At 64.4% G+C, this 24,213-nt stretch carries 19 protein-coding genes; 16 read left to right on the top strand and 3 right to left on the bottom strand.

Annotation, left to right across the window (positions count from 1 at the left end; translation table 11 throughout):
• The first annotated feature begins 198 nt into the window (after positions 1-198).
• The 6 genes from P7228_RS11935 (at position 199) to P7228_RS11910 (ending at position 8,556) form a co-directional block, all read left to right on the top strand.
• Positions 199-2,313 (top strand): M13 family metallopeptidase, encoded by a 2,115-nt coding sequence (locus P7228_RS11935; protein ID WP_278015464.1) that lies wholly within the window; start codon positions 199-201, stop codon positions 2,311-2,313.
• 157 nt (positions 2,314-2,470) lie between these two features.
• Positions 2,471-4,537: a M13 family metallopeptidase gene (locus P7228_RS11930; RefSeq protein ID WP_278015463.1), complete on the top strand. Its 2,067-nt coding sequence runs from the start codon at positions 2,471-2,473 to the stop codon at positions 4,535-4,537.
• Positions 4,538-4,725: 188 nt separating this feature from the next.
• A complete protein-coding gene (locus P7228_RS11925) occupies positions 4,726-4,872 on the top strand; it encodes a hypothetical protein (protein WP_278015462.1) in 147 nt (48 codons plus the stop codon).
• A gap of 2 nt (positions 4,873-4,874) precedes the next feature.
• Positions 4,875-5,627, top strand: a complete 753-nt coding sequence (locus tag P7228_RS11920) for a lysozyme (RefSeq protein WP_278015461.1) — start codon at positions 4,875-4,877, stop codon at positions 5,625-5,627.
• Complete coding sequence (locus P7228_RS11915) at positions 5,602-6,204, top strand: hypothetical protein (RefSeq protein WP_278015460.1); 603 nt, start codon at positions 5,602-5,604, stop codon at positions 6,202-6,204. Before P7228_RS11920 ends, P7228_RS11915 begins: the two co-directional genes overlap by 26 nt.
• 150 nt (positions 6,205-6,354) lie before the next feature.
• Positions 6,355-8,556 (top strand): M3 family metallopeptidase, encoded by a 2,202-nt coding sequence (locus P7228_RS11910; protein WP_278015459.1) that lies wholly within the window; start codon positions 6,355-6,357, stop codon positions 8,554-8,556.
• Here the strand turns inward: P7228_RS11910 and P7228_RS11905 are convergent, their stop codons facing one another.
• From P7228_RS11905 to P7228_RS11895, 3 genes are read right to left on the bottom strand one after another with little or no spacing between them, the layout of a single operon-like run.
• Positions 8,557-9,297 (bottom strand): ABC transporter ATP-binding protein, encoded by a 741-nt coding sequence (locus tag P7228_RS11905; RefSeq protein ID WP_278015458.1) that lies wholly within the window; start codon positions 9,295-9,297, stop codon positions 8,557-8,559.
• Entirely contained in the window at positions 9,294-10,247 is a 954-nt protein-coding gene (locus P7228_RS11900; protein WP_278017760.1) for a FecCD family ABC transporter permease, read from the bottom strand. The genes P7228_RS11905 and P7228_RS11900 overlap by 4 nt, the downstream gene beginning before the upstream one ends.
• On the bottom strand, positions 10,244-11,038 hold the full coding sequence (locus P7228_RS11895) for an ABC transporter substrate-binding protein (RefSeq protein ID WP_278015457.1): 795 nt from the start codon (positions 11,036-11,038) through the stop codon (positions 10,244-10,246). The genes P7228_RS11900 and P7228_RS11895 overlap by 4 nt, the downstream gene beginning before the upstream one ends.
• 229 nt (positions 11,039-11,267) lie before the next feature.
• Between P7228_RS11895 and P7228_RS11890 the strand changes: the two genes are divergently transcribed.
• The 10 genes from P7228_RS11890 to lpdA all read left to right on the top strand — a co-directional run bounded on the left by P7228_RS11890 (position 11,268) and on the right by lpdA (position 24,206).
• Positions 11,268-12,332, top strand: a complete 1,065-nt coding sequence (locus tag P7228_RS11890; protein ID WP_278015456.1) for a cell wall hydrolase — start codon at positions 11,268-11,270, stop codon at positions 12,330-12,332.
• A gap of 135 nt (positions 12,333-12,467) precedes the next feature.
• Positions 12,468-12,767 carry a hypothetical protein gene (locus P7228_RS11885; protein WP_278015455.1) on the top strand — a complete coding sequence of 100 codons (300 nt, stop codon included), beginning with the start codon at positions 12,468-12,470 and terminating at the stop codon, positions 12,765-12,767.
• Positions 12,768-12,882: 115 nt separating this feature from the next.
• A complete protein-coding gene (locus P7228_RS11880) occupies positions 12,883-14,847 on the top strand; it encodes a putative bifunctional diguanylate cyclase/phosphodiesterase (protein ID WP_278015454.1) in 1,965 nt (654 codons plus the stop codon).
• Between the two features lie 365 nt (positions 14,848-15,212).
• Positions 15,213-16,175 carry a malate dehydrogenase gene (gene mdh, locus P7228_RS11875; RefSeq protein WP_278015453.1) on the top strand — a complete coding sequence of 321 codons (963 nt, stop codon included), beginning with the start codon at positions 15,213-15,215 and terminating at the stop codon, positions 16,173-16,175.
• Positions 16,168-16,815, top strand: coding sequence for a hypothetical protein (locus tag P7228_RS11870; protein ID WP_278015452.1), 648 nt, complete (start codon positions 16,168-16,170; stop codon positions 16,813-16,815). Before mdh ends, P7228_RS11870 begins: the two co-directional genes overlap by 8 nt.
• The gene (gene sucD, locus P7228_RS11865; RefSeq protein ID WP_278015451.1) at positions 16,812-17,702 is read left to right on the top strand and encodes a succinate--CoA ligase subunit alpha; all 891 of its coding nucleotides are present in this window, start codon (positions 16,812-16,814) and stop codon (positions 17,700-17,702) included. The genes P7228_RS11870 and sucD overlap by 4 nt, the downstream gene beginning before the upstream one ends.
• A gap of 77 nt (positions 17,703-17,779) precedes the next feature.
• Positions 17,780-20,629, top strand: coding sequence for a 2-oxoglutarate dehydrogenase E1 component (locus P7228_RS11860; protein WP_278015450.1), 2,850 nt, complete (start codon positions 17,780-17,782; stop codon positions 20,627-20,629).
• A gap of 12 nt (positions 20,630-20,641) precedes the next feature.
• Positions 20,642-21,862 carry a 2-oxoglutarate dehydrogenase complex dihydrolipoyllysine-residue succinyltransferase gene (odhB, locus tag P7228_RS11855; RefSeq protein WP_278015449.1) on the top strand — a complete coding sequence of 407 codons (1,221 nt, stop codon included), beginning with the start codon at positions 20,642-20,644 and terminating at the stop codon, positions 21,860-21,862.
• An 11-nt stretch (positions 21,863-21,873) separates the two neighbouring features.
• Positions 21,874-22,791 carry a class I SAM-dependent methyltransferase gene (locus tag P7228_RS11850; protein WP_278015448.1) on the top strand — a complete coding sequence of 306 codons (918 nt, stop codon included), beginning with the start codon at positions 21,874-21,876 and terminating at the stop codon, positions 22,789-22,791.
• 5 nt (positions 22,792-22,796) lie between these two features.
• Positions 22,797-24,206, top strand: a complete 1,410-nt coding sequence (lpdA, locus tag P7228_RS11845; protein ID WP_278015447.1) for a dihydrolipoyl dehydrogenase — start codon at positions 22,797-22,799, stop codon at positions 24,204-24,206.
• The last annotated feature ends 7 nt before the right edge of the window (positions 24,207-24,213 follow it).

The raw sequence follows: 24,213 nt of genomic DNA, 5'->3' as shown, positions 1-24,213 counted from the left end.
CTTTGAGCTTTTGGAGCTTCATCGAGCGGGGGCTGGCCCATGGGCCGCCCCCGAAATGATGTGTGCATCCTGACGCCTGCAACGGCCCTTCCCCTCCGACACCGTCAAATTTCGACATGGTTTGTCATACGATGTGGCGCTTAGGGCAAAACCTGCTCTAAGGTGCCGCATTCCAAATAGCTGGGGAGCGATTTCACAATGAACCTGAAGCCCATCCTGATGCTGAGCTCGGCCCTCGCAATGGCCGCCTGCACGACTACCCCCGCTGACGAAGACGTTGCCTCCACCGGCGCCGCACCTGCCGAGGTGGCGCTAGCCGCCACCACCAACACGGCGACCACTGCATCCGCCAATTGGGCCGAAAACCTGCCGCCGGCGCAGCAGCCGCGCGACTTCGGTGCCTGGGGCTACGACACCAGCGCGATGGACAGCTCGGTCAATCCGGGCGACGACTTTGACAGCTTCGCCAGCGGCGCCTGGAAGGCACGGACCGAAATCCCGTCCGACCAATCGAGCGCCGGTGTCAGCTGGGATATCTACAAGGTGACCGAAGGCCAGTTGCGCACGATCATCATGGACGCACCGGCCGACAGCCAGCTCGGTGCGCTGTTCCAGAGCTTCATGGATGAAGACCGCGTCAACGCGCTCGGCCTCGAACCGCTACGCCCGCGCCTCGATGCCATCCGCGCTGCGGCAGACAAGTCCGCCTTCTCCCGCCTGATGGGCGAAACCGCGGGCACTTTCGGCGGCTCGCTGGCGGGAATGTTTCCCTATGCCGATCCGAACGAACCGACCGTTTCGAGCCTGTTCGTGGGCGCTGGCGGCCTCGGCCTGCCAGAGAAGGACTATTACTTCGACGATCGCTTCGCCAAGGAGCGCAACGCCTACGTCGCCTATCTGACCCGGATTTTCACCCAGGCCGGGCAGGCCGATCCTGCCGCAGCCGCCGCAACGGTGATGGGTTTCGAAACCGAGATTGCCCGGCGCTACTGGGAAGTCGCCGACCGTCGTGACTTCGCCAAGATCAACAACCCGATGTCGCTCGCAGAACTGGGCGAATATGCCCCGGGAATCGACTGGCCTGCGCTGCTGGCAGGAGCGGGAGTTGCGACCAGCCGCGACATTATCGTGATGGACAATACCGCGGTGCGCGACATCGCCGCGCTCTATGCCGAAACGCCGCTCGACACGCTCAAGCTGTGGCAGATCGCGCGCACCGTCGACCAAGCATCGCCCTACCTGGCCGACGAATTCGTGCAGAGCCGGTTCGCGTTCCAGAAGGTGTTGAGCGGGACCAATGAACTGCGTCCGCGCTGGACCCGCGGGGTGCAGCTGATCGACGGTTCGCTGGGCGAATTGCTCGGGGCGACCTATGTCGCCAAGCACTTCCCGCCGGCGGCAAAGGCCAAGATGGAATCGATGGTCGCGAACCTCAAGGACGCGATGGCAGTCCGCATCAACACCAACGACTGGATGGCGCCCGAAACCCGCACGGCTGCGCTTGAAAAGTTGGCAAAGATGGACGTCATGGTCGGCTATCCCGCCAAGTTCCGCGACTATTCCGCGCTCGAGCTTTCGGCCGACGACCTGCTGGGCAATGTTGCCCGGGTCAACCTCAACGAGTGGGCCTATCAGCGCGACAAGATCGACCAGCCGGTCGACAAGGGCCTGTGGGGCATGACGCCGCAGACGCTCAACGCCTATAACGGCGCGTTCGAGAACAAGATCGTGTTCCCTGCCGGGATCCTGCAGCCGCCGATGTTCTCGATGAGCGCTGACGACGCCGTCAATTATGGTGCGATCGGCGCGGTAATTGGTCACGAGATCACCCACGGCTTCGACGACCAGGGCCGCAAGATCGACGCCGAGGGCAAGCTGCGTGACTGGTGGACCGAAGGTGACGGCAAGCGGTTCGAAGCCAAGGCCGCCGACCTCGGCAAGCAATATGACAAGTTCGAAGCGGCGCCCGGGCATTTCATCAAGGGCCAGCAGACGATGGGCGAGAATATCGCCGATCTGGCGGGCTTGCGCGTTTCGCTCGATGCTTATCGCGCTTCGTTGGGCGGCAAGGAAGCGCCGGTGATCGACGGGATGACCGGCGAACAACGCTTCTTCCTGGCGTTCGCGCAAGCGTGGCAGCGAAAGGCGCGCGACGAGGCGGTCATCCAACAGGTGACCACCGGCGTGCACAGCCCGGCACGATTCCGCGTGCTCGGCCCGCTGCGCAATATAGACGCCTGGTACGACGCCTTCGGCATTACGGAAGGTTCGACCATGTACCTGCCGCCCGAGAAACGCGTGCAAATCTGGTAATTTCCATGCGGCGCGGGGCGGATTCGTCCCGCGCCACCTTTCCGTGCCTACTTCGGCCCATGATGCCCGCCGATGCAGGCATGCAGTTCGCAGAGCTTCACTCCCTGTTCAAACACGCGCCGATTATTGAACCGCGTATTCGAATCAGGGGACTACCATGCGAATTAGATACTCGATTACCCGTGCCACTGCCGCCTCCGCGCTAGCGCTCGCCATCGGCCTTGCCGCACCGGCGAACGCCCAGGAAGAGAATGCGGCGAATGGCGCCAGCGCCGACCACATCATCGTCACGGGCAAGGCCCAGATCGGCGAATTCGGCATCGACCTGTCGACCCGGGACCTGACCGTCGACCCGGGCGACGATTTCGAACGCTATGCGTCGGGCGCGTGGTTCGATCGGACCGAGATTCCGGCCGACCGCCCTTCGGTCGGCTCGTTCTACAATTTGCGCGAGGACGTGACCGAACAGGTCAATGGCCTCATCACGCAGGCGCCCGCCGGCACGCAATATGGCGCGCTCTACACCTCCTTCATGAACGAGGCGGCGATCGAGAAGGCCGGCCTCGCCCCGCTGAAGCGTGACCTGGCAGAGGTTGAGGCGATTTCGGACAAGACCGAGTTCGCCCGCTTCATGGGTTCGACCTACGACCAGTTCGGCGGCACGCTGTTCGGCGCGTCCCCCTATGCCGATCCGGACGATCCGACCGTCAATTCGCTGTGGATGTTCTCGAGCGGCCTCGGCCTGCCCGAGAAGGATTATTACTTCAACGACAAGTTCGCGAGCCAGCGCGGCGCCTATCTCGACTATCTCGAGCGCACCTTCCGCGCCATCGGCGAGCGTAACCCGCGCGAAGCGGCGAGCCGGGTGATGGCCTTCGAGACCTATATCGCCGAGCTCAACTGGGACGCCGAACAGACCCGCGACATCGCCAAGATCAACAACCCGATGTCGGGCGCCGAACTGGCCGCCTATGCCCCGGGGGTCGACTGGGATGCCTTCTTCGCGGGCCACAACATCCCGCCGCAGGACCGCATCATCGTGACCGACAACACCGCGGTCCGGGCGATTGCGGCGCTCTATGCCGCCACCGACCTCGAGACGCTCAAGCTGTGGCAGAAGGCGCGCGTCACCCACCAGGCCTCGCCCTATCTCAACAAGAAGATGGATCGCAGCCGCTTCGAGTTCACCAGCACGCTCTCGGGCGTCAGCGAGCAGCGCGCTCGGTGGAAGCGCGCGGTCGACCTGATCGACGGCCAGCTCGGCGAACTGGTGGGCGAAAGCTATGTCGAGGAATACTTCCCCGAAGTCGCCAAGGTGCGGATGGACGAGCTGGTGAAGAACCTCAAGCTCGCCATGGCCGACCGGATCCGCGGCAATGAGTGGATGAGCGATGCGACCAAGTCCGCCGCGCTCGAAAAGCTCGAGAAGATGGACGTCATGGTCGGCTATCCCAAGGAGTTCCGCGATTACTCGGCGCTCCCGATGACGCCCGACAGCCTCTATGACAACATGGTGGCCGCGACCAAGTTCAACGCCGATTACGCCATGAGCGACCTCGGCCAGCCGGTCGATCGCAGCAAGTGGGCGATGAACCCGCAGACGGTCAACGCCTACAATGGCGGGCTCGAGAACAAGATGGTGTTCCCGGCCGGCATCCTCCAGCCGCCCTTCTTCGACGCCTGGGCCGACCCGGCCGTCAACTACGGCGCGATCGGCGTGGTCATCGGCCACGAAATCAGCCACGGCTTCGACGACCAGGGCCGCAAGATCGACGCCACCGGCGCGATCAAGGACTGGTGGACGCCCGAAGACAACGTGCGCTTCCAGGCCGAGGCCAAGAAGTTCGGCGACCAGTACGCCAAGTTCGAAGTCGTCCCCGGCGCCTTCATCAACCCCGACCTGACCATGGGCGAGAACATCGCCGACCTCGCTGGGGTGCTCGTCGCCTACGATGCCTACAAGAAGTCGCTCGGCGGCGAGGAAGCCCCGGTGATCAACGGACTGACCGGCGACCAGCGCTTCTTCCTCGCCTACGCGCAAGTATGGCGGAGCAAGGCGCGCGAAGACGCGCTGCGCAACCAGGTCACGACCGACCCGCACAGCCCCGGCCGCTATCGTACCATCGCGCCGCTGCGCAATGTCGACGCGTGGTACGAGGCCTTTGGCATCACGCCCGACGACGAGATGTACCTGGCGCCCGAAGACCGCGCGCGCATCTGGTAATCAGCGAGGGCGCGGGGGAGCATCCTCTCCCGCGCCACCACCCTCACCCGTGCCTCAGCCACGCCGAGTCGTGGACCTTTTTCCCTGTGCGATCCGTTGGTTAGTTGAACGGAAACAGGGGGCCAACCTCGCTCCGCCCCATGGCGTCGAGCGCGCGTTGGCTCCCACGAGAGAAAGGCACGGATTTCATGGCCTATGGCTATGTCACCCCCTATTTGCGCCCTACGACTGGCGATAATGACAACCGAGCGCGGATCGCTCGCCAGCGCGACACGCGGCGCGAGCAATGGCCGTTGTGTGACGATGTGAGCATCCGCATCGCGGAGAACGGCTGATCGTGCCGCCCACTGCCAAGCTGAACCGACGGCCCGCCAAAGGGCCCGGATCGGCGCGCAAGCGCGACCGCGTCCGCGCGCTCATCAAGCGCATGCACGAACGAAGCCGACGGAAGCGCATTGCCCCGTCGCGGCACAAGCGGCGGCGGACGGCCTTTGCCCTGTCCGCCAGTGTCATGGCGATGAACACGGGCATGATCGACACCGCCCCGCCCAGCCAGTCGGTCATTTCGACCAATGCGTTCGATCCCTGGACCACCCGCATGCCCGCATCGGAACTGAGCGTCAGCGACGATTTCAAGCAGGCGCTGATCGAGGAAGAGGGCGTGCGCGAGGTCGTCTACCGCGACGTCGCCGGCTATCCGACCGTCGGAGTCGGCCACCTTGTTACCAAGGCCGACCGCCTGCGCGTCGGCCAGGGGGTCAGCTACGAGAGAATTCTCGATTTCCTCGAGCAAGACCTCGCTATCGCCGAACGCGCGGTCGAGCGGTTGGTCGGCAACCTGCCGCTCTATCAGCATGAATTCGATGCGCTGGTCGACCTCGTCTTCAACGTCGGCGAAGGGAATGTCTCGGATGACAAGAGCCCGCGCCTCAATGCGGCCATCGCAGACGGAGACTACGAGCGCATTGCCAGCGAGTTGAATTACCATCATGCAGGGGGGAAGAAGGCGAGAGGTCTCGAATTTCGCAGCGAGCGACGAGCCCAGATCTTCCTGGACGCAAGCTATGACGATCCGCGCAACGAAGCCTGACCTTGCCGCAATCATCGCTGCCGCGGCGCTGCTCTCGAGCTGCGACGGCGCGACCGCAAACGGCAAGTCGTCAGCTCTCGAAACCCTTGAACGCGCTCAGGACCAGGATTGCCTGTTCCTTGTCTGGGGCGCCCAGGAATTGCGCGACGAAGCCTTCGACCGCGCCAACGATCTGGTTGAGGGCGGCGCAATATCCTGCGCCACCGATACCACCCCCAGCCAATACCGCGATGCCATTGCCTCCATCCGCGACGCCGCCGCGGCCGGCGACCGGGCGCGCATGCTGCAGGAAGTGGGGATCCCGCTGCTCCATATCGACCGGAACGGCGCGCGCCGCGAACTGAGCGATCCAGCTGCGATCGAGGCGGTCTTCGACGAGATCTTCGATCCGGAACTGCTCTCGATGATGGGTGCCATCGAGCTGTCGCAACTCACCGTGGAGCGCGAATCCGGCGGCTTCTTCGCGCTGGGTGCGCTGTGGCTCAGGCCCGATGCACGCGGCGGTCGACCGCGCATCGTGACGATCAATCGGCAGGCACTGAGCGAAGCGCTGGCGGGGCCTCCACCGGTCGATTGATCGATCGGCACCACTCGTTCATCCACCAGCGACAATCGAGATGGTTGCAATTGCAATCAATCTCCTGTTCAAGTCGCGCGCGTTAGAACAGGTTCAGGTCGCTTTGCCGCTCCACCCGTGAGCCCGGCACAGCTCAACAATGGAGAGTTTATGAAGGCCCGTATTCTGGCCAGCACCGCGTTTGCAGCCCTTCTGGCCGGCTGCGCCACCTATGGGGACAACATGGATCCGATCGCCCAGGCGGAAGCTGCCGCCGACTATGCACCGGCCATTCCTGAGGGAACCGGCTATTTCGCATCCGACAGCACCCTGCCCTTCCTCGCCCCCGATTTCACCAAGATCAGCGAAGATGACTACCTGCCCGCGTTCGAGCAGGGGATGGCCATCGAGCGGGCCGAGGTACAGGCGATTATCGACAATCCTGCCCAGCCAACCTTCGAGAACACCATCGTCGCGCTCGAAAAATCGGGCCGCATGCTGAGCCGGGTAAGCACGGTTTTCGGCGCGCTGACCGGTGCCAACACCACCGATCGTCTCGACGAAATCGACGCCGAGATCAGCCCCAAGCTGTCCGCGCATAGCGACGCGATCAACCTCAATCCCGAGCTGTTTGCCCGGGTCAAGGCCGTCTACGACAATCGCGCGGCGATGACGATGACGCGCGAAGACGCAAAGCTGCTGGAAGAAACCTACAAGGGCATGGTTCATGCCGGGGCGCTGCTGACCGAGCAGCAGCGCGAGCAGGTCAAGGCCATTAACACGCAGCTTTCGGTGCTGACCACCGAATTCAGCCAGAAGGTCCGCGAGGCGACCGTCGATAATGCCCTGATCTTGGACAACCGGAGCGACCTCGACGGCCTCACCGATGCCGAGATCGACGCTGCTGCCAAGCTCGCCGCCGAGAAGGGGCACGAGGGCAAGTTCGCCATCGCGCTGCAGAACACCACGCGCCATCCGCTCAACCCGAGCCTGAAGAACCGCGAAACCCGCGAAAAGCTGTTCAAGGCCAGCTTCAATCGCGCGGATTCGGGCGACGAGAACGACACCCGCCTGCTGCTGGCCAAGATTGCCCAGCTCCGTGCCGAGAAGGCGGCCTTGTTCGGCGAGGATAGCTGGGCCAGCTACACAATGTACGACCGCATGGCGCAGAAGCCAGCCACGGCGATCGGCTTCATGGAGCAGATGGTTCCCGCGATTGCCGAGACCCAGCGCCGCGAGGCTGCGGAGATCAACGCGATGATCGCGGCCGAGGGCAAGAACTTCTCGGTGCAGCCGTGGGACTGGAACGTCTATGCGGAAAAGGTGAAGGCGGAGAAGTTCGCTTTCGACGAAAGCAGCGTGAAGCCCTATTTCCAGCTCGAGAAGGTGCTGGAAGACGGCGTCTTCTTTGCCGCGAACAAGCTCTACGGCCTCAATTTCGAGCGTCGCACCGATCTGCCGGTCTATCACCCGGACGTGTGGACCTACACCGTGTTCGACCGCGACGGCAGCGAACTGGGCATCTTCTACTTCGACCCGTTCCAGCGTCCGTCGAAGCGCGGCGGCGCCTGGATGAACAACTTCGTTGACCAGAGCCACCTGTGGGGCACCAAGCCGGTGATCTACAACGTGCTCAACATCCCTAAGGCACCCGAGGGAGAAGTTCAGCTGGTCGATTTCGACAATGTCGAGACGACCTTCCACGAATTCGGCCATGCGCTGCACGGCTTCTTCGCCAACCAGAAATACGTCAGCCTTTCGGGCACGGCCACGGCACGCGACTTCGTCGAGTATCCGAGCCAGGTGAACGAGATGTGGGCGACCTATCCCGAAGTGCTGCAGAACTATGCGAAGCACTACCAGACGGGCGAAACCCTGCCGCTGGAAATGGTCGAGAAGATCCAGGCCACGGCCAAGTTCAACCAGGGCTACGACTTCGGCGAGACCGTCGAGGCGGCGTTGCTCGACATGAAGTGGCACGCGCTGACGCCCGAACAGGCTGCCGCGATCGACACGGTCGAGGAAGTCGATGCGTTCGAGCGCAAGTCGCTTGAAGAACTGGGTCTCGAAATCGACCTCGTCCCGCCGCGCTATCGCAGCAGCTACTTCAACCACATCTTCTCGTCGCCGGCGGGCTATTCCGCGGGCTACTACAGCTATCTGTGGACCGAGATGCTCGACAAGGACAGCCGCCAGTGGTTCCTCGACAATGGCGGGCTGACGCGCGCCAATGGCGACCATTACCGCGCCACGGTGATCAGCCAGGGCGGGACGATGGATTACTTCGAGATGTTCCGCAATTTCGCGGGACGCGAGCCCGATGTGAAGCCGATGCTGAAGTCGCGCGGCCTGCTCACGGCGGACGGCGAATAATCAGCCGGTAACAAGCGCCCGCGCGCCCGGCTCTCCCAGCCAGCGCGCCGAGACGCCCCACACTTCGGCGATCACACCGGTCGCCAATGCTTCTTCGGGAGGGCCGTCTGCGATCAGGCGGCCCTCTTTCAATACCAGCACCCGGTCGGCATGGTTCATCGCCATCGCCAGATCATGCAGCACGAGCACGACGCCTCGCCCCAGGCTGGCCGCCACGCGCAGGCTCGCGAGGACTTCGAACTGGTGGTAGAGGTCCAGCGCCGCAAACGGCTCGTCTGCCAGCACCCAATCGGGGTCTCCGGCGAACACCCGGGCCAGCAGCGCCCTCGCCCGCTCCCCGCCCGACAGCGTCGAAACCGGACGATCGGCGAGTTCGGTCATGTGCGTGGCTTCGAGCGCCGCCTCGATCTGGCGTTCGCCCCGGTCACGAAACGGCAGTCGGCCGAGCGCGACGAGATTGCCGACCGACAGGTCCCAGGCCACTTCGCCACTTTGCGGGAGATAGCCGACCTGCTGCGCGCGTTTCTGCGGATGGAGGGCACCAAGCGCGCTGCCGCCGAGCGTGACCGATCCCGATCCCGGCGCCAACAGGCCCGCGAGCGCCATCAGCAGGCTCGACTTGCCCGCACCGTTCGGCCCGCAGATGGCGGTGATCTGCCCGGTGGAGAGCGTTGCGCTGATGCCGTGCAGCACTTCCGCATCGGCGCGGGCAAGCGTGAGGTTTTCGCAGGCGAGCGTCATACGCGGCCCCTCCTCATCCGGACGAGCAGCCACAGGAAGAACGGCGCGCCGATCAGGCTGAGCGCAATGCCGAGCCGCAGCTCGGTCACCAGCGGCAGGACCCGGACGACGCTGTCGGCCACCAGCACCAGCAGCGCCCCGGCCAGCGCGCTCGGCAGGAGCAGGCTTGAGGGCAGGCGATCGGTCAGCGGGCGGACGAGATGCGGGACGATCAGCCCGACGAAACCGATGATCCCGGCGACCGCGACCCCCGCACCGACGGTCAGCCCCACCCCCGCGACCAGCAGCAAGAGCAGCCTGCCGGTGTCGACGCCCAGCGAACGCGCGGCATCAGCGCCCAGTGTGAGCGCGTCGAGCGGCCGCGCAGCCAGCGCCAGCAGGGCGATGCCGACGGCAACGAGCGGCGCCGCGATCGTCACTTCGCGCCAGCTACGGTCGGTCAGCGCGCCGTTGAGCCACAATACGATCTCGCTCATGGCAAAGGCGTTGGCGCTGGTGGTGATCGCCAGCGCGGTCAGCGCCCCGGCAAGGCTGGCGATCATCAATCCCGCCAGCGTGAACAGCGCGATCCCGCCGCTCCGTCCGGCGATCAAGGCGAGCAGGGCCATGCCGGCCCCGGCCCCGACCAGCGCGAAGGCAGGAAGCAGCCAGGCGCTCGCCGCATAGCCGAACCACAGGCTCGCGACTGCGCCGAGCGCCGCCATCGGGGCTATCCCGAACAGTCCAGGATCGGCCAGCGGGTTGCGCAGGAAGCCCTGCATCGCCGCGCCCGCGGCTCCCAGCCCGGCGCCCACGACGATCGCCAGGATCGCACGCGGCAGCCGCAATTCCATCAGGATAAGCGAAGCGTTGGGCGTCGTTGCCGGATCGAGCCACACGCGCCCCGCCAGCAGCGACAACGGCAGGGCCAGCGCCAGCAAGCCAGCGAAAATCAGCGCCGCGCGGTTCACGACATCGCTTGCCGGATTGCCGCGAGACGTTCCGCCGCGCGAATGATGGTCGGCCCGCCGCAATAGAGCAGCGTAGGGTCGAGCGCTGCCACCTTCGTTTCCTTCAGCCGCGCCAGCGCCGGGTGCCGCTGGCCGCGACTGGCCCCGGCGATCAGCAGCAGATCGGGCGGCATCGCCAGCAACTGCTCGAGCGAAAGATAGTCCGCCTGCCCCAGCCCCAGCGCGGCGCTATGGCTCGCAAAGCCCGCGTTGCGCATCAAATGGCTGATCAGCGCCTGTTCGCCCGGCACTATCTCGCCCGGTTGCCACAGCACGGTCGCAATCGAGCGCTCGCCCGCACCGGCGGCATTGGCGGCAAGCGCTTGCTCGATCCGCTCGATCAGCGCCTCGCCCCGTTCGGGATGCCCTGCGACAGCCGCGATCTGGCGGATTTGCTCGAAACTCGCATCGATTTCGCTCGCGATGCCGAAACGTTCGACAGAGAAGCCGAGGTCGGCCAGCGCCGCACTCGTGGCGGGAGAAATGAAGCTGCTGGCCAGGATCACGTCGGGATCGAGCGCGGAAACCTCCTCAACTGTTCCCGATATCGATCTGTATTGTTGCGCTTTCTCCAGCTCCATCGACGTCGAGTTCGGATCCTGGCTGTAATGCGAAAGCGCCAGGACCTGCTGCGGGTCAGCGACCTCGACCAGGATCGCGTCGGTGCAGGGGTTGAGGCTGACGATGCGCGGAAGCTCGCGCGACGCCTGCTCTGCCCGCGGAGCCGAGCATGCCGCGATGCCCAGCGCCAACGTCGCGACAATTGCCGCTCGCCTGCACCGCCATTTCGAAGACCTGCTTGCGTCCATCTCACCCCGTTTCGCCGCTTGCGATAGGCATGCCTCCCGAGGCCCGCAAGAGCCGCGTCGTTAACCTTTAGAAGTCCAGTGTTCGTAAACGGGACGCCGCCGAAGGGGCGCTCGCGCAAAAGACCGATCATGGCTACGCGCAGAGGCGCGATTTTTCGCACCGAAAACGACCATGAAACGAACGCTTGATCGCCTCCTTTTCGCCCTCTGGGGCAGCGCCGACAGCCAGGCCTACCGTCATCGCGGGCGCCGGGCACTGGTGCTGGCGGCGGCCATCGGCGTTCCGGCGTTCGCGGCACCGGCCGACTGGACGGCAAGCCCCGCCGATACCGAGGCGCACAGCGAACTCGTCAAGGCCGAGGCGCTCCCGTTCGACCAGCCGGGCATGAGCTTTCCGGGATCGGCCTTCTACTACCTCGAGGATTCGCCTGAAGTTGCCTTGGCACTACCTGCGCTCGACCCGAGCGAGGCCCCGGCCGCACCGGCCGAGCTGGGTAAACGGATCGAAACCGGCCCCTCGGCCCTGCCCTTCGCCAGCGCTGGCACGAGCCTCGACAAGGCGCGCGCACTCCGCTGCCTGACGCAGGCCATATACTACGAAGCGGCGAGCGAAAGTGACGCCGGCCAGCGCGCAGTGGCGCAAGTGGTGCTCAACCGCGTCGCCCATTCCGCCTGGCCGTCGAGTGTTTGCGGCGTCGTATTCGAAGGGTCGCAGCGCCGCACCGGTTGCCAGTTTACCTTTACCTGCGACGGATCGCTGCTGCGCCAGCCGAGCCGCAAGGGGTGGGACCGGGCCCAACTGGTCGCCGCACGCGCGCTCGCGGGTGATGTCTACCAGCCGATCGGGCTCGCCACCCACTATCACACCAATTGGGTCAATCCCTATTGGGCCAAGACGCTCGACCACATCGGCACGATCGGCGCGCACCGCTTCTATCGCTGGCGCGGGCGGGCGGGCCAGCCGGGCGCCTTCAACCTTGCATATCATGGCGGAGAGAGCCTGGCGCCAGCCTATTCCCCTTCGGCCCAACGCGAAGCACCTGCGATGACGCGGGCTTCGTTCGGTGGTGTCGCGCCAATTGAAATCGACTCTCCCGATCCGGTGCAGCCTGCCCCAGCGCCGGTCGCAGAAAGCGCGGCGCCCTTCGCCGGTGCCGGCCGGGTCAAGGACCGCTATGCCCGGACCGGGCAGTGGATTGCGCAGCCCGGCAAGCCGACCACCGCAGAAACGCAGTAATTTCAGCGCCTAACTGGAATGTGGACGGCGCCACGTCGTTAACGAGCGCGAAACCCTGTCGAGGAACCAAGCCTTAGCGGCAGGCGCGCTAAGTGCCTCGAACTCGCTGAAAAAAGACCTGCAAGGAACTCTGACATGCCCCTTCACTTTGCTCCCTCCAGGGCGGCAGGCCGCTCGGTGGTTGCTCGCATATTGAGCAGGTCGGCACCGGTCCGGGCGGCAAACGACAATGGCGAATTCGTGGTCGACGACCACCTGGTCGAAGCCGCACTGCGCCATTTCGCCAAGCACGGTTTGGGCGCGGCGCGCGAGGCACGCGAACAGGCCAAGATCGCTTTCTTCAACGGTGACAGGAAAGCCTACGAGTGGTGGCTTGGCGTGTGCCGCACGCTGGACCGGCGCGTGGCAGACCGGCTGGAGCAGAACGCGCGCTAGCCATCATAGGCGGGGGTCACGGCCCTCGGAACCGCCAATCCCAGCTACGACCTTGCTTTCCTTGGTAAGTGGATCGTTAACCTGACGGTGACCACTTGTGGTTATGGCGGGTTCAATGAACAGAAGCGGGACGCTCAAAGCCATGCGAGGGCTATTTTCCTCGCGTTCGCGCTCGGACAAATTGTCCGCGCGGGTTCAGCGCACGCTCGTCACCACGCTCTATACCCAGCCCGGCAGCCTTGCGATCGGTGCGATCAACGGGATCGCCTCGACCGCCATTGCCGCCTGGGTGTCCGGCCTCGATCTCCTTTATGTCGGTTGCATCATCCTGACGGTGATTGCCGTAGCGCGCGTCACCGCGGCGCTCGGCCTGTCGCCGGATCAGCAAGGCACCAGCACGCGCAAGCTCGAACTGATCTACGAGGTCGGTGCCTTCAGCTATGCCTTCGTGCTCGGCGGAATTGCCGCAGTCACGCTCTATGCGGAGGCAAGCGCCGAGGTCGAAGTGCTGATGGTGGCCAATGCAACCTGCTATGGCGTGGGCATTTGTGCGCGCAACGCGGGCCGCCCGTCCATCGCGATGGGACAACTGACGCTGGTCTGCCTGCCGATCATGGCGGTCGCGCTGTGGATCGGCACGCTCTCGTTCCTCGCGCTTTTCGCCACCATGCTGTTGCTTATTCCCGCCATGGCCTCGATCACGCTCAACGTGTTCAAGGTGCTGCGCGATTCCATCGCGGCGGCGGAGACCAGCGCCAAGCTGGCCGACAAGATGCAGATCCTCGCCCGGACCGACGTGGTGACCGGCCTCGCCAATCGCGCGGGCCTCAATCACGCGATGACCGAGATGATGATGGGGCTGGACGCGGATGCGCGCGTCGCCATGTTCTGGATCGACCTCGACCGGTTCAAGGAGGTCAACGACCTGCTTGGCCACACTATCGGCGACCGGGTGTTGACCGAGGTTGCCCGGCGGCTCCGCGAAGTGGCTCCGGAAGACGCCACCATCGCGCGCTTCGGCGGCGATGAGTTCGTGCTGTTCTGCCGCGTCACCGACCGCCGCGAGAGCGAGCGACTGGCCAGCGAGTTCCATGCCGAGATCATGCGCCCGATCCGCCTCGACGGGGATCGGCTCGAAGTGCGGGCCTCGCTAGGGGTGGCACTGCTGCCCGACGATGCCACCGATGTCGACACGCTGATGCAGAACGCCGACCAGGCGCTCTATCACGCCAAGATCGGCGGCCGCGCGCAGACCCGCTTCTTCGACGTGACCATGACGCGCGATCTCGTGCGCCGCCGTGAGATTGAAGACGAACTGCGCCAGGCGATCCAGCGCGACGAATTGTCGATCTTCTTCCAGCCGATCGTTGATCTCGAAACCGGGCGGATCCGCAGCTTCGAAGCGCTGGTGCGCTGGTTCCATCCTGAGAAGGGCGAACTGCGTCCCGACGAATTCATCCCGGTGGCCGAGGAATCGGGCGTGATCGTCACGCTCGGCAACTGGATCACCGCGCAGGCGGCGCGTACGGCGGCGCAATGGCCCGAGGACGTCACCGTCGCGGTCAACCTCTCGCCGCTCCAGATTCGCGCCCCGGGGGCAGCGCTCGGGATCCTCAACGCCTTGCGCGAAGCCGGCCTGCCCGCTTCGCGGCTCGAGCTCGAGGTGACCGAAAGCCTGTTCATCGAGGACAGCGACGCTACCGCCCTCTTCATCGAGGAACTGTCGGCCAAGGGCGTGCGCTTTGCGCTCGACGACTTCGGGACCGGCTATTCCTCGCTCGGCTATATCAACTCCTATCCGTTCAAGAAGATCAAGGTCGACCGCAGCTTCGTGTCCGGCCCCAATGTCGGCCTCAAGAGCGACGCGATCATCCGCGCTGTGGCGGAGATGGGCTCGACGCTCGAAATGGAAATCGTCGCGGAAGGCCTCGAGACCATCGAGCAGGTCCAGGCGGTGCGCGATGCCGGCTGTACGCTGGGCCAGGGGTATTACTTCAGTCGCGCCGTTCCCGACTATCTCGCGGCGATGCTGCTGTCGCGCGAGCGCGAAACCGGCATCCCTTCGCGCAAGACCGCCTGAACACCGGCCCGGGCGGTTCAAGCCCGTCGGTCGTCAGGCTTAAGACGTTCCCAAACCCAACCGATCTGCGCCCCTCGATACGGGCAGGTGGAACCTTGTCGCCAGCTGCCCGTAATTCCATCGGCGCATGACCCGATTTGCAGGCAGATTTGCCGTCGACAGCGGATTCCGACGTCATTTATTGCTATTGCGAATTGTTTGCAAATTTAACCGTCAATCTAGACTATTTGCTGGTTGCAATCCCCAGTTCCGGGGCCTAGGGCCACCGCGAGAGACCGGGTGCCTGCCCTCGCGGGACGTAGGGGCATGCGCCAATTGGTCAGGATTTTCGCGTCCCGAGCCTTAAGGGAAGGAAAAGACCGGTAATGGCCCGCAAGAAGATCGCGCTCATCGGCGCTGGAATGATCGGCGGTACGCTCGCCCACCTCGCTGCCAAGAAGGAAATGGGCGACATCGTCCTGTTCGACATTGCCGAGGGCATGCCGCAGGGCAAGGCGCTGGACCTCAGCCAGTGCGGCCCGATCGAGGGTTTCGACGCACGCATCACCGGCACCAATGACTATGCCGACATCGCGGGCGCCGACGTGGTGATCGTCACAGCCGGCGTGCCGCGCAAGCCCGGCATGAGCCGCGACGACCTGCTCGGCATCAACCTCTCGGTGATGAAGGCGGTCGGCGAAGGCATCAAGAACAACTGCCCCGACGCTTTCGTGATCTGCATTACCAACCCGCTCGACGCGATGGTCTGGGCGCTGCGCGAATTCTCAGGCCTGCCGCACAACAAGGTTGTCGGCATGGCCGGCGTGCTCGACAGCGCGCGCTTCGCCACCTTCCTCGCCTGGGAATTCGGCGTCTCGGTGAAGGACGTGAACGCCTTCGTCCTCGGCGGCCACGGCGACACCATGGTCCCGGTCACCAGCTACACCACGATCAGCGGCATCCCGGTCAACGACCTCGCCAAGATCAAGGGCATCGACGCCTCGCGCATCGACGAAATCGTGCAGCGCACCCGCTCGGGCGGCGGCGAGATCGTCGGCCTGCTCAAGACCGGCTCGGCCTATTACGCCCCCGCCACCAGCGCGATCGCGATGGCCGAAGCCTATCTCGGCGACCAGAAGCGCATCCTGCCCTGCGCTGCCTATGTCGAAGGCAAGTACGGCCTCGACGGCCTCTATGTCGGCGTGCCCGCAGTGATCGGCGCCAATGGCATCGAGGACGTGGTCGAGATCGAACTGTCAGACGAAGAACGCTCGAACCTCAAGGTCTCGACCGACGCGGTCGAGGAACTGCTGGTGGCCTGCAAGGGGCTGGATAGCAGCCTTGCGTAAGCAATCGGCAATCGTCGCCTTATGCGTTCTCTCGGCAGTGCCCTCGGTTGCGAGCGCGCAAGACGGTGCCTTGTGGCGCGACGACAAAGGGCGCCAGATGGAAGTCGGTTTTGCCGGTGGCGGTAGCCCGGCTCCCTTCTCCGCGGCATGGACCGCGCAGGAGATGGTCGCGCTGTTCGCGCAGGTCTGCGTCGAAACGGGCGGTGAAGGCGCTGCAGTGAAGGCTGCCAGCATGTCGCTGGACATGACCGACAAGTCCTACGACATGCCGGTCGGCAAGAACCAGCCGCCCTGGCCACTGGTAATCGCGCGTGGCGACGGTGTCGTCGTCTCTCAGGCTGAGCGATTCCTCAGCAACCCTCGGCGCCAGTGCAACATCACCTTCTACCTGTCGGATGCCGTCAATGCAGCCGATGTCGAAGGCGCGCTCGCGGCCAAGATGGGCCGCCCTGCCGATAACGACGCCAAGAGGTTGAAGAAGAATGGCAAGCCCAATCGCTATTTCAGCCCTGAATGGATTATCGCCGAGGGCGCGGGAAGCCCCGCGCAGGTCACGGCAAGTCCGATTTCCTCGCTCGGGCCTTCGGCCCGCAGCGGCATCCAATTGAGTTTCCTCGCAACAGCGGAAGAACGCCCATGAGCATCCTCGTAAACAAAGACACCAAGGTCATCACCCAGGGGATGACCGGCGACACCGGCACGTTCCACACCGAACAGGCGTTGGCCTATGGCACGCAGATGGTCGCGGGCGTGACCCCCGGCAAGGGCGGCACCGAGCACATCGGCCTGCCGGTCTATAACACGGTTGCCGAGGCCAAGGCTGCGACCGGCGCGACCGCATCGTGCATCTACGTGCCGCCGCCCTTCGCCGCGGATTCGATCCTCGAGGCGATCGATGCCGAAGTCGAACTGATCGTCGCAATCACCGAGGGAATCCCGGTGCTCGACATGGTCCGCGTCAAGCGCGCGCTGTCGGGCTCGAAATCGCGCCTGATCGGCCCGAACTGCCCCGGCGTCCTGACCCCGGGCGAGTGCAAGATTGGCATCATGCCCGGCTCGATCTTCCAGAAGGGCAGCGTCGGCGTGGTCTCGCGCTCGGGCACACTGACCTATGAAGCCGTCCACCAGACCACCATGGTCGGCCTCGGCCAGACCACCGCGGTCGGCATTGGCGGCGACCCGGTCAACGGCACCAATTTCATCGACGTGCTCGACCTGTTCCTCGACGACGACGCTACCAAGTCGATCATCATGATCGGCGAGATCGGCGGCAGCGCCGAGGAAGAAGCCGCCGAATTCATCGCCGAGCAGGCCAAGAAGGGCCGCAAGAAACCGATGGTCGGTTTCATTGCCGGCCGCACGGCGCCTCCGGGCCGCCGCATGGGCCACGCCGGTGCCATCGTTTCGGGCGGCCAGGGCGGCGCAGAAGACAAGATCGAGGCGATGGAAAAGGCCGGCATTCGCGTGTCGCCTTCGCCATCCGAGCTCGGCACGACGCTCGACGCGCTGTTGAAGGAGCTCGCCTGAACTGAGCCACCGCGTATCTCCTCCCCGGGAGCGCGATTGGACCTCGGTCGTTGGTGAGCCAAGAGGTGACCAGACCAATGGGTAACGAACAGCACGATTTCCTGCCCGAGCTTTCCGACCAGGAAGGCCCGCAACCCGGCCCGAGCTGGGGCAATCCGCGCTGGCTGGAATCGGCGGTCGATGCCGATGCCGACCTGACGCAGGCGATGGACCCGACCGCGATGAAGCTCGCGGTCAAGGATGCTGCGGCCAAGGCCGGCAAGCCGACCGATCCCAAGGCGATCGAGCAGGCGGCAGACAATTCGATCCGCGCGATGCTGATGGTGCGCCTCTATCGCGTGCGCGGCCACCTCGCGGCCAATCTCGACCCGCTCGGCCTGTCGCACCGCGACCAGCCCGAGGATCTCAGCCTCGAATGGCACGGATTTTCGGGGCAAGAGGATCTCGAAGTCTATGTCGGCGGCGTGTTCGGGTTCGAATGGGTCACGATCGGCCAGCTCTACCGCGTGCTGCGCGAGACCTATTGCGGCCATGTCGGCCTCGAATACATGCACATCTCGGACACCGAGGAACGGCGCTTCCTGCAGGACAAGTTCGAGAAGCCCGAGGACACGATCCAGTTCACCGCCGAAGGCAAGCATGCAATCCTGCAGGCGGTGATCCGCGGCGAGGAATACGAGAAGTTCCTCGGCAAGAAATACGTCGGCACCAAGCGGTTCGGCCTCGACGGCGGCGAATCTATGATCCCGGCGCTCGAAGCCGTGATCAAGTATGGCTCGCAGCTCGGCGTACGCGAGATCGTCTACGGCATGGCGCACCGCGGCCGGCTCAACGTGCTCGCCAATGTGATGGCCAAGCCCTACCGCGTGATCTTCCACGAATTCCAGGGCGGCTCGGCCAACCCCGAGGACGTGGGCGGTTCGGGCGACGTCAAATACCACCTCGGCACCAGCACCGACCGCGAGTTCGACGGTATCTCGGTCCACATGTCGCTGGTCCCCAACCCCTCGCACCTCGAAGCGGTCAACCCGGTCGTGCTCGGCAAGGTCCGCGCGCAGCAGGCCATGCGCGAAGACCTCGATGCACACGAGCAGGTGCTGCCGGTCCTGCTGCACGGCGACGCTGCCTTCGCCGGACAGGGCATCGTGTGGGAATGCCTCGGCTTCTCCGGGGTCAACGGCTACAACACCGGCGGCTGCATCCACTTCGTCATCAACAACCAGATCGGCTTCACGACGAGCCCGCGTTTCGCGCGCAGCTCGCCCTACCCGTCCGACGTCGCCAAGGGCGTCCAGGCACCGATCCTCCACGTCAATGGCGACGATCCGGAAGCAGTGACCTTCGCTTGCAAGCTGGCGATCGAATATCGCCAACGGTTCAAGCGCGATATCGTGATCGACATGTGGTGTTATCGCCGCTTCGGCCACAACGAGGGTGACGAGCCGAGCTTCACACAGCCGCTGATGTATGATGCGATCCGCAAGCATCCGCGCGTGAGCGAGCTCTACTCCGACAAGCTCATCGAACAGGGCGTGGTCGAGAAGGGACTGGCGCCGCAGATGCGCGAGGAGTTCAACGCGCTCCTGCAGGAAGAATTCGACGCGGCCGACAGCTACAAGGCCAATGAGGCCGACTGGTTCGGCGGTCGCTGGGCCGGCATGAACAAGCCCGCCGACCCCGAAACCGCGCGGCGCAACGTCGACAGCGCGATCGACAAGAAACTGTTCGACAGCCTCGGTCGCACGCTGACAACAGTTCCCGACGACCACACGATCCACAAGACGCTGCAGCGCGTGCTCGATGCCAAGCGCGCGATGTTCGACAACGGCGAAGGCTTCGACTGGGCAACCGCGGAGGCGCTCGCCTACGGTAGCCTCGTCACAGAGGGTTTCGGCGTCCGCTTGTCGGGCCAGGATTCGGGTCGCGGCACTTTCAGCCAGCGGCACGCGGTCTGGGTCGACCAGAACACCGAAGAGAAATACATCCCGCTGTGCCAGCTGCCGCATGGCAAGTTCGAGGTCTACGACAGCCCGCTCAGCGAATACGGCGTCCTTGGCTTCGAATACGGCTTTGCCCTCGCCGATCCCAAGACGCTGGTGATGTGGGAAGCCCAGTTCGGCGATTTCGTCAACGGTGCGCAGATCATGATCGACCAGTTCATCGCGGCTGGCGAAGTGAAGTGGCTGCGCGCCAATGGCCTCGTCCTGCTACTGCCGCACGGTTACGAAGGCCAGGGGCCGGAACACAGCTCGGCCCGGCTCGAGCGCTTCCTGCAGCTCTGCGCCAACGACAACATCCAAGTCTGCAACATCACCACCCCGGCGAACTACTTCCACGTACTGCGCCGCCAGATGCTGCGTCCGTTCCGCAAGCCGCTCGTCATCATGACTCCCAAGAGCCTGCTGCGCCATCCGCTCGCCAAGAGCAACGCGGAGGAGTTCCTCGGCAACCATCATTTCATGCGGATCAAGTCGGACCTGACCGAGATCGACGACAAGAAGATCAAGCGGCTCGTGCTCTGTTCGGGCAAGGTCGCCTACGACCTGATCCAGAAGCGCGACGAGGAAGAGGTGGACGATGTCTCGATCGTCCGGATCGAGCAGCTCTATCCCTTCCCCGGCGAACCGCTGGCGGTGCGCCTGAAGCGGATGACCAATCTCGAAGAAGTCATCTGGTGTCAGGAAGAGCCCAAGAACAACGGCGCCTGGTTCTTCGTCGAAAGCCAGATCGAGGAAGCGCTGACCGAGGCGGGGCACCAGGGCATGCGGCCGCAATATGCCGGCCGCGAGGTCGCAGCCTCGCCCGCCACCGGCTTCGCCAAGCGTCACCTGGCGCAGCAGGAAGGCCTGGTCAGCGTCGCGCTCGGCCTGTCGGAACGCGGCAAGAGCCACCGAAAAATGAATTCAACTCGCAAGAAAAAGGCTTGAGGGAACAACCACATGGCCACTGAAGTCAAAGTCCCTACCCTGGGCGAATCCGTCACCGAAGCCACTGTCGGCGAATGGCTCAAGAATCCCGGCGACGCGGTCGCCGTGGATGAACCGATCGCGAGCCTGGAGACCGACAAGGTTGCCGTGGACGTCCCCTCGCCCGTTGCAGGCGTGATGGGCGAGCACAAGGTGGCTGTGGGTGACACCGTCGAAGTCGGCGCCGTGCTGGCGACGGTCGAAGAAGGCGGCGCTCCCTCGGCCAAGCCTGCCGCGGCGAAGGAGGAAGCTCCGGCTCCGGCGGCAAAGGAGGAGGCTTCGGCTGGCACCGCGGATACCGTCACCATGTCGCCCGCAGTGCGCCGTGCAGTACTGGAGCATGGCGTCGATCCGACCACGATCAAGGGGACCGGCAAGGACGGTCGCCTGACCAAGGAAGACGTGCTCGCCGCGGCCAAGGCCAAGGACAGCACCCCCGCCGCTTCGCCAGCGCCCTCGCCTGCTCCCACTGCGTCCGCGGCCCCTGCTGGCGGCCGGAACGAAGAGCGCGTCAAGATGACGCGCATGCGCCAGACCATCGCCAAGCGGCTGAAGGGCGCGCAGGACAACGCAGCCCTGCTGACGACCTTCAACGATGTCGACATGTCGGCGGTGATCGAGGCGCGGACCAAGTACAAGGACCTGTTCGCCAAGAAGCACGACATCCGTCTTGGCTTCATGGGCTTCTTCGCCAAGGCTTCGTGCCTCGCGCTCAAGGACGTGCCCTCGGTCAACGCCTATATCGAGGGCGACGAGATCGTCTATCACGACTACGTCGACATCTCGGTCGCGGTTTCGGCCCCGAACGGCCTCGTCGTCCCGGTCGTGCGCGATGCCGACAAGAAGGGCTTTGCCCAGATCGAGAAGGACATTGCCGACTTCGGCGCGCGGGCTAAGGCCGGTACGTTGACCATGGAGGACATGAGCGGCGGCACCTTCACCATCTCCAACGGCGGGGTGTTCGGCAGCCTGATGTCGACCCCGATCATCAATCCGCCGCAGAGCGCCGTCCTCGGCCTCCACCGGATCGAGGATCGCCCGGTCGTCGTCGATGGCCAGATCGTGATCCGCCCGATGATGTACATCGCGCTGTCCTATGACCACCGCCTGATCGACGGTCGTGAAGCGGTGACCGCGCTCAAGATCATCAAGGAAGCGATCGAAGATCCGACCCGGATGCTGATCGACCTCTAGAGACTGGAGCCATGCTGACCTACCGGTTGACTGCCGCTGCCCTCAAGGCCTTCTCGCTCAACAGCGCGACGAAGCATGCCTATCGGCAGCTCGGCAATGCGATCGGCGGGCGCGGCAGAGCAGCGGGTATCAAGCCGGGCTATATCGAGCGGGCCGACGCCAATCTCGCGCTGATCGAACGGCACGGCGCCATCGCCGACGGAATGACGGTGCTCGAGCTCGGCACCGGCTGGGTCCACTGGGAAGCGCTTTTCACCCGCCTGTTCTACGACGTCGAGTTCGTGCTGTTCGACGTGTGGGACAACCGGCAGTTCGCGGCCTTCAGGACCTATGTAAACGCGCTGACCGAGGCGCTGCCCCGCCTTGCCCCGCGCGATCCGGCGCGGATTGAGCGCGCCGGGCGGCTCGCCCGGCAAGTGCTTGCATGCACGAGCTTCGAGGAGGTCTATGACCTGCTCTCGATGCGCTATCACGTCGATGAAGAGGGCTTGCTCGACGCGATTGCGGATCGCTCGATCGATCTCGCCATCAGCAGCGATGTGATGGAGCATGTCCCCGCCCATGCGCTGCCCACGCTTGCGGCCTCGCTCTCGCGGGTGCTGCGTTCGGGCGGGCATGTCGCACAGCAAATCGTCCCGGCGGATCACCTGTGCATCTATGCGCGCTCGGCGCATCCCAAGACCTATCTCCAGTTCGAGGACGCACAATGGTCGCGCTGGTTCGAGAATTCGGTCCAGTACCAGAACCGCTGGCAGCAGAGCGACTTTCGGGCACTGTTCGCTGAATATGGGTTCGAGATTGTGGCTGACGAAGTTGTCGCCACCACCGATACCGCCCGTCTGCGCATCGCATCGCGCTGGAAAGATTACGAAAAGTCCGATTTGGACGCGACAGTTACGCGCCTCCTCGCGCGCAAACCTAAGGATTGAAGATAGTGGCTGATTACGACTACGACGTTCTTGTGATTGGTGCCGGCCCCGGCGGCTATGTTGCCGCGATCCGCGCTGCGCAGCTCGGCCTCAAGACCGCCTGCGCCGAAAGCCGCGAGACGCTGGGCGGAACGTGCCTCAACGTCGGCTGCATCCCGTCGAAGGCGATGCTGCACGCATCGGAGTATTTCGACGCCGCAGCCAATGGCACCATGGCCGAGATGGGCATCGACGTCAGTCCCAAGCTCAACCTCGACAAGATGCATGCCCAGCGCCTCGACGCGGTCGGCGGTCTGACCAAGGGCATCGAATTCCTGTTCAAGAAGAACAAGGTCGACTGGAAGAAGGGCCACGCCACATTCCTGGATGCGCACACGGTCAAGGTTGGCGACGAAACGGTCACCGCCAAGAACGTTATCATTGCCACCGGCTCCTCGGTCACGCCCCTCCCCGGCGTCGAAGTCGACAATTCGAAGCATGTCGTGGTCGACAGCACCGGCGCGCTCGAATTGCCCAAGGTGCCGAAGAAGATGGTCGTCATCGGCGGCGGCGTGATCGGGCTCGAGCTTGGCAGCGTGTGGCGCCGCCTGGGTGCCGAAGTGATCGTGGTCGAATTCCTCGACCAGCTCCTGCCCGGCATGGACATGGACGTCCGCAAGGAAGCGGCCAAGATCTTCAAGAAACAGGGCATGGAATTGCGCCTTTCGACCAAGGTCACCGGCTGCTCGGTCAAGGGCAAGAAGGCCACGCTGACGCTGGAACCCAGCGCGGGCGGCGATGAGGAGAAGCTCGAGGCGGATTGCGTGCTCGTGTCGATCGGCCGCCGTCCCAATACCGATGGTCTCGGCCTCGAGAACATCGGGCTGGAACTCAACAAGCGCGGCCAGATCGAGATCAATCACGATTTCCGCACCAAGGTTGATGGCGTATGGGCGATCGGCGACGTCGTTCCCGGCCCCATGCTCGCCCACAAGGCCGAAGACGAAGGCATCGCCTGTGCCGAGAACATCGCCGGCCAGACCGGCATCGTGAACCACGACCTGATCCCCGGCGTCGTCTACACCTGGCCCGAAATCGCGGGCGTCGGCCTGACGCAGGAAGAAGCGATCGAGAAGCTGGGCGACAAGGCCAAGGTGAAGGTCGGCAAGTTCCCGATGATGGCCAACAGCCGCGCCAAGACCAATCACGAGCCCGAAGGTTTCGTGAAGGTCATCGCCGAGGCCGAAAGCGACCGCGTCTTGGGCGTGTGGTGCATTGCCAGCGTCGCCGGCACGATGATCGCGCAGGCGACGCAGGCGATGGAATTCGGCGCGACGTCGGAAGATATCGCCTACACCTGCCACGCTCACCCGACGCATTCCGAAGCGATCAAGGAAGCCGCGATGGCGGTCCAGGGCAAGCCGATCCACATGTGATCGTGGT

The sequence above is a fragment of the Altererythrobacter sp. CAU 1644 genome (assembly GCF_029623755.1).
GTDB lineage: Bacteria > Pseudomonadota > Alphaproteobacteria > Sphingomonadales > Sphingomonadaceae > Erythrobacter > Erythrobacter arenosus.
Note: the sequence above shows the minus strand (reverse complement) of the source record. Positions and strands in the feature narration are given on the sequence as shown.

Coding starts and splice junctions, on each gene's coding strand:
- P7228_RS11935 (WP_278015464.1), top strand. CDS start 199: ATGAACCTGAAGCCCATCCTGATGCTGAGCTCGGCCCTCGCAATGGCC.
- P7228_RS11930 (WP_278015463.1), top strand. CDS start 2,471: ATGCGAATTAGATACTCGATTACCCGTGCCACTGCCGCCTCCGCGCTA.
- P7228_RS11925 (WP_278015462.1), top strand. CDS start 4,726: ATGGCCTATGGCTATGTCACCCCCTATTTGCGCCCTACGACTGGCGAT.
- P7228_RS11915 (WP_278015460.1), top strand. CDS start 5,602: ATGACGATCCGCGCAACGAAGCCTGACCTTGCCGCAATCATCGCTGCC.
- P7228_RS11910 (WP_278015459.1), top strand. CDS start 6,355: ATGAAGGCCCGTATTCTGGCCAGCACCGCGTTTGCAGCCCTTCTGGCC.
- P7228_RS11905 (WP_278015458.1), bottom strand. CDS start 9,297: ATGACGCTCGCCTGCGAAAACCTCACGCTTGCCCGCGCCGATGCGGAA.
- P7228_RS11890 (WP_278015456.1), top strand. CDS start 11,268: ATGAAACGAACGCTTGATCGCCTCCTTTTCGCCCTCTGGGGCAGCGCC.
- P7228_RS11885 (WP_278015455.1), top strand. CDS start 12,468: ATGCCCCTTCACTTTGCTCCCTCCAGGGCGGCAGGCCGCTCGGTGGTT.
- P7228_RS11880 (WP_278015454.1), top strand. CDS start 12,883: ATGAACAGAAGCGGGACGCTCAAAGCCATGCGAGGGCTATTTTCCTCG.
- mdh (WP_278015453.1), top strand. CDS start 15,213: ATGGCCCGCAAGAAGATCGCGCTCATCGGCGCTGGAATGATCGGCGGT.
- sucD (WP_278015451.1), top strand. CDS start 16,812: ATGAGCATCCTCGTAAACAAAGACACCAAGGTCATCACCCAGGGGATG.
- P7228_RS11860 (WP_278015450.1), top strand. CDS start 17,780: ATGGGTAACGAACAGCACGATTTCCTGCCCGAGCTTTCCGACCAGGAA.
- odhB (WP_278015449.1), top strand. CDS start 20,642: ATGGCCACTGAAGTCAAAGTCCCTACCCTGGGCGAATCCGTCACCGAA.
- P7228_RS11850 (WP_278015448.1), top strand. CDS start 21,874: ATGCTGACCTACCGGTTGACTGCCGCTGCCCTCAAGGCCTTCTCGCTC.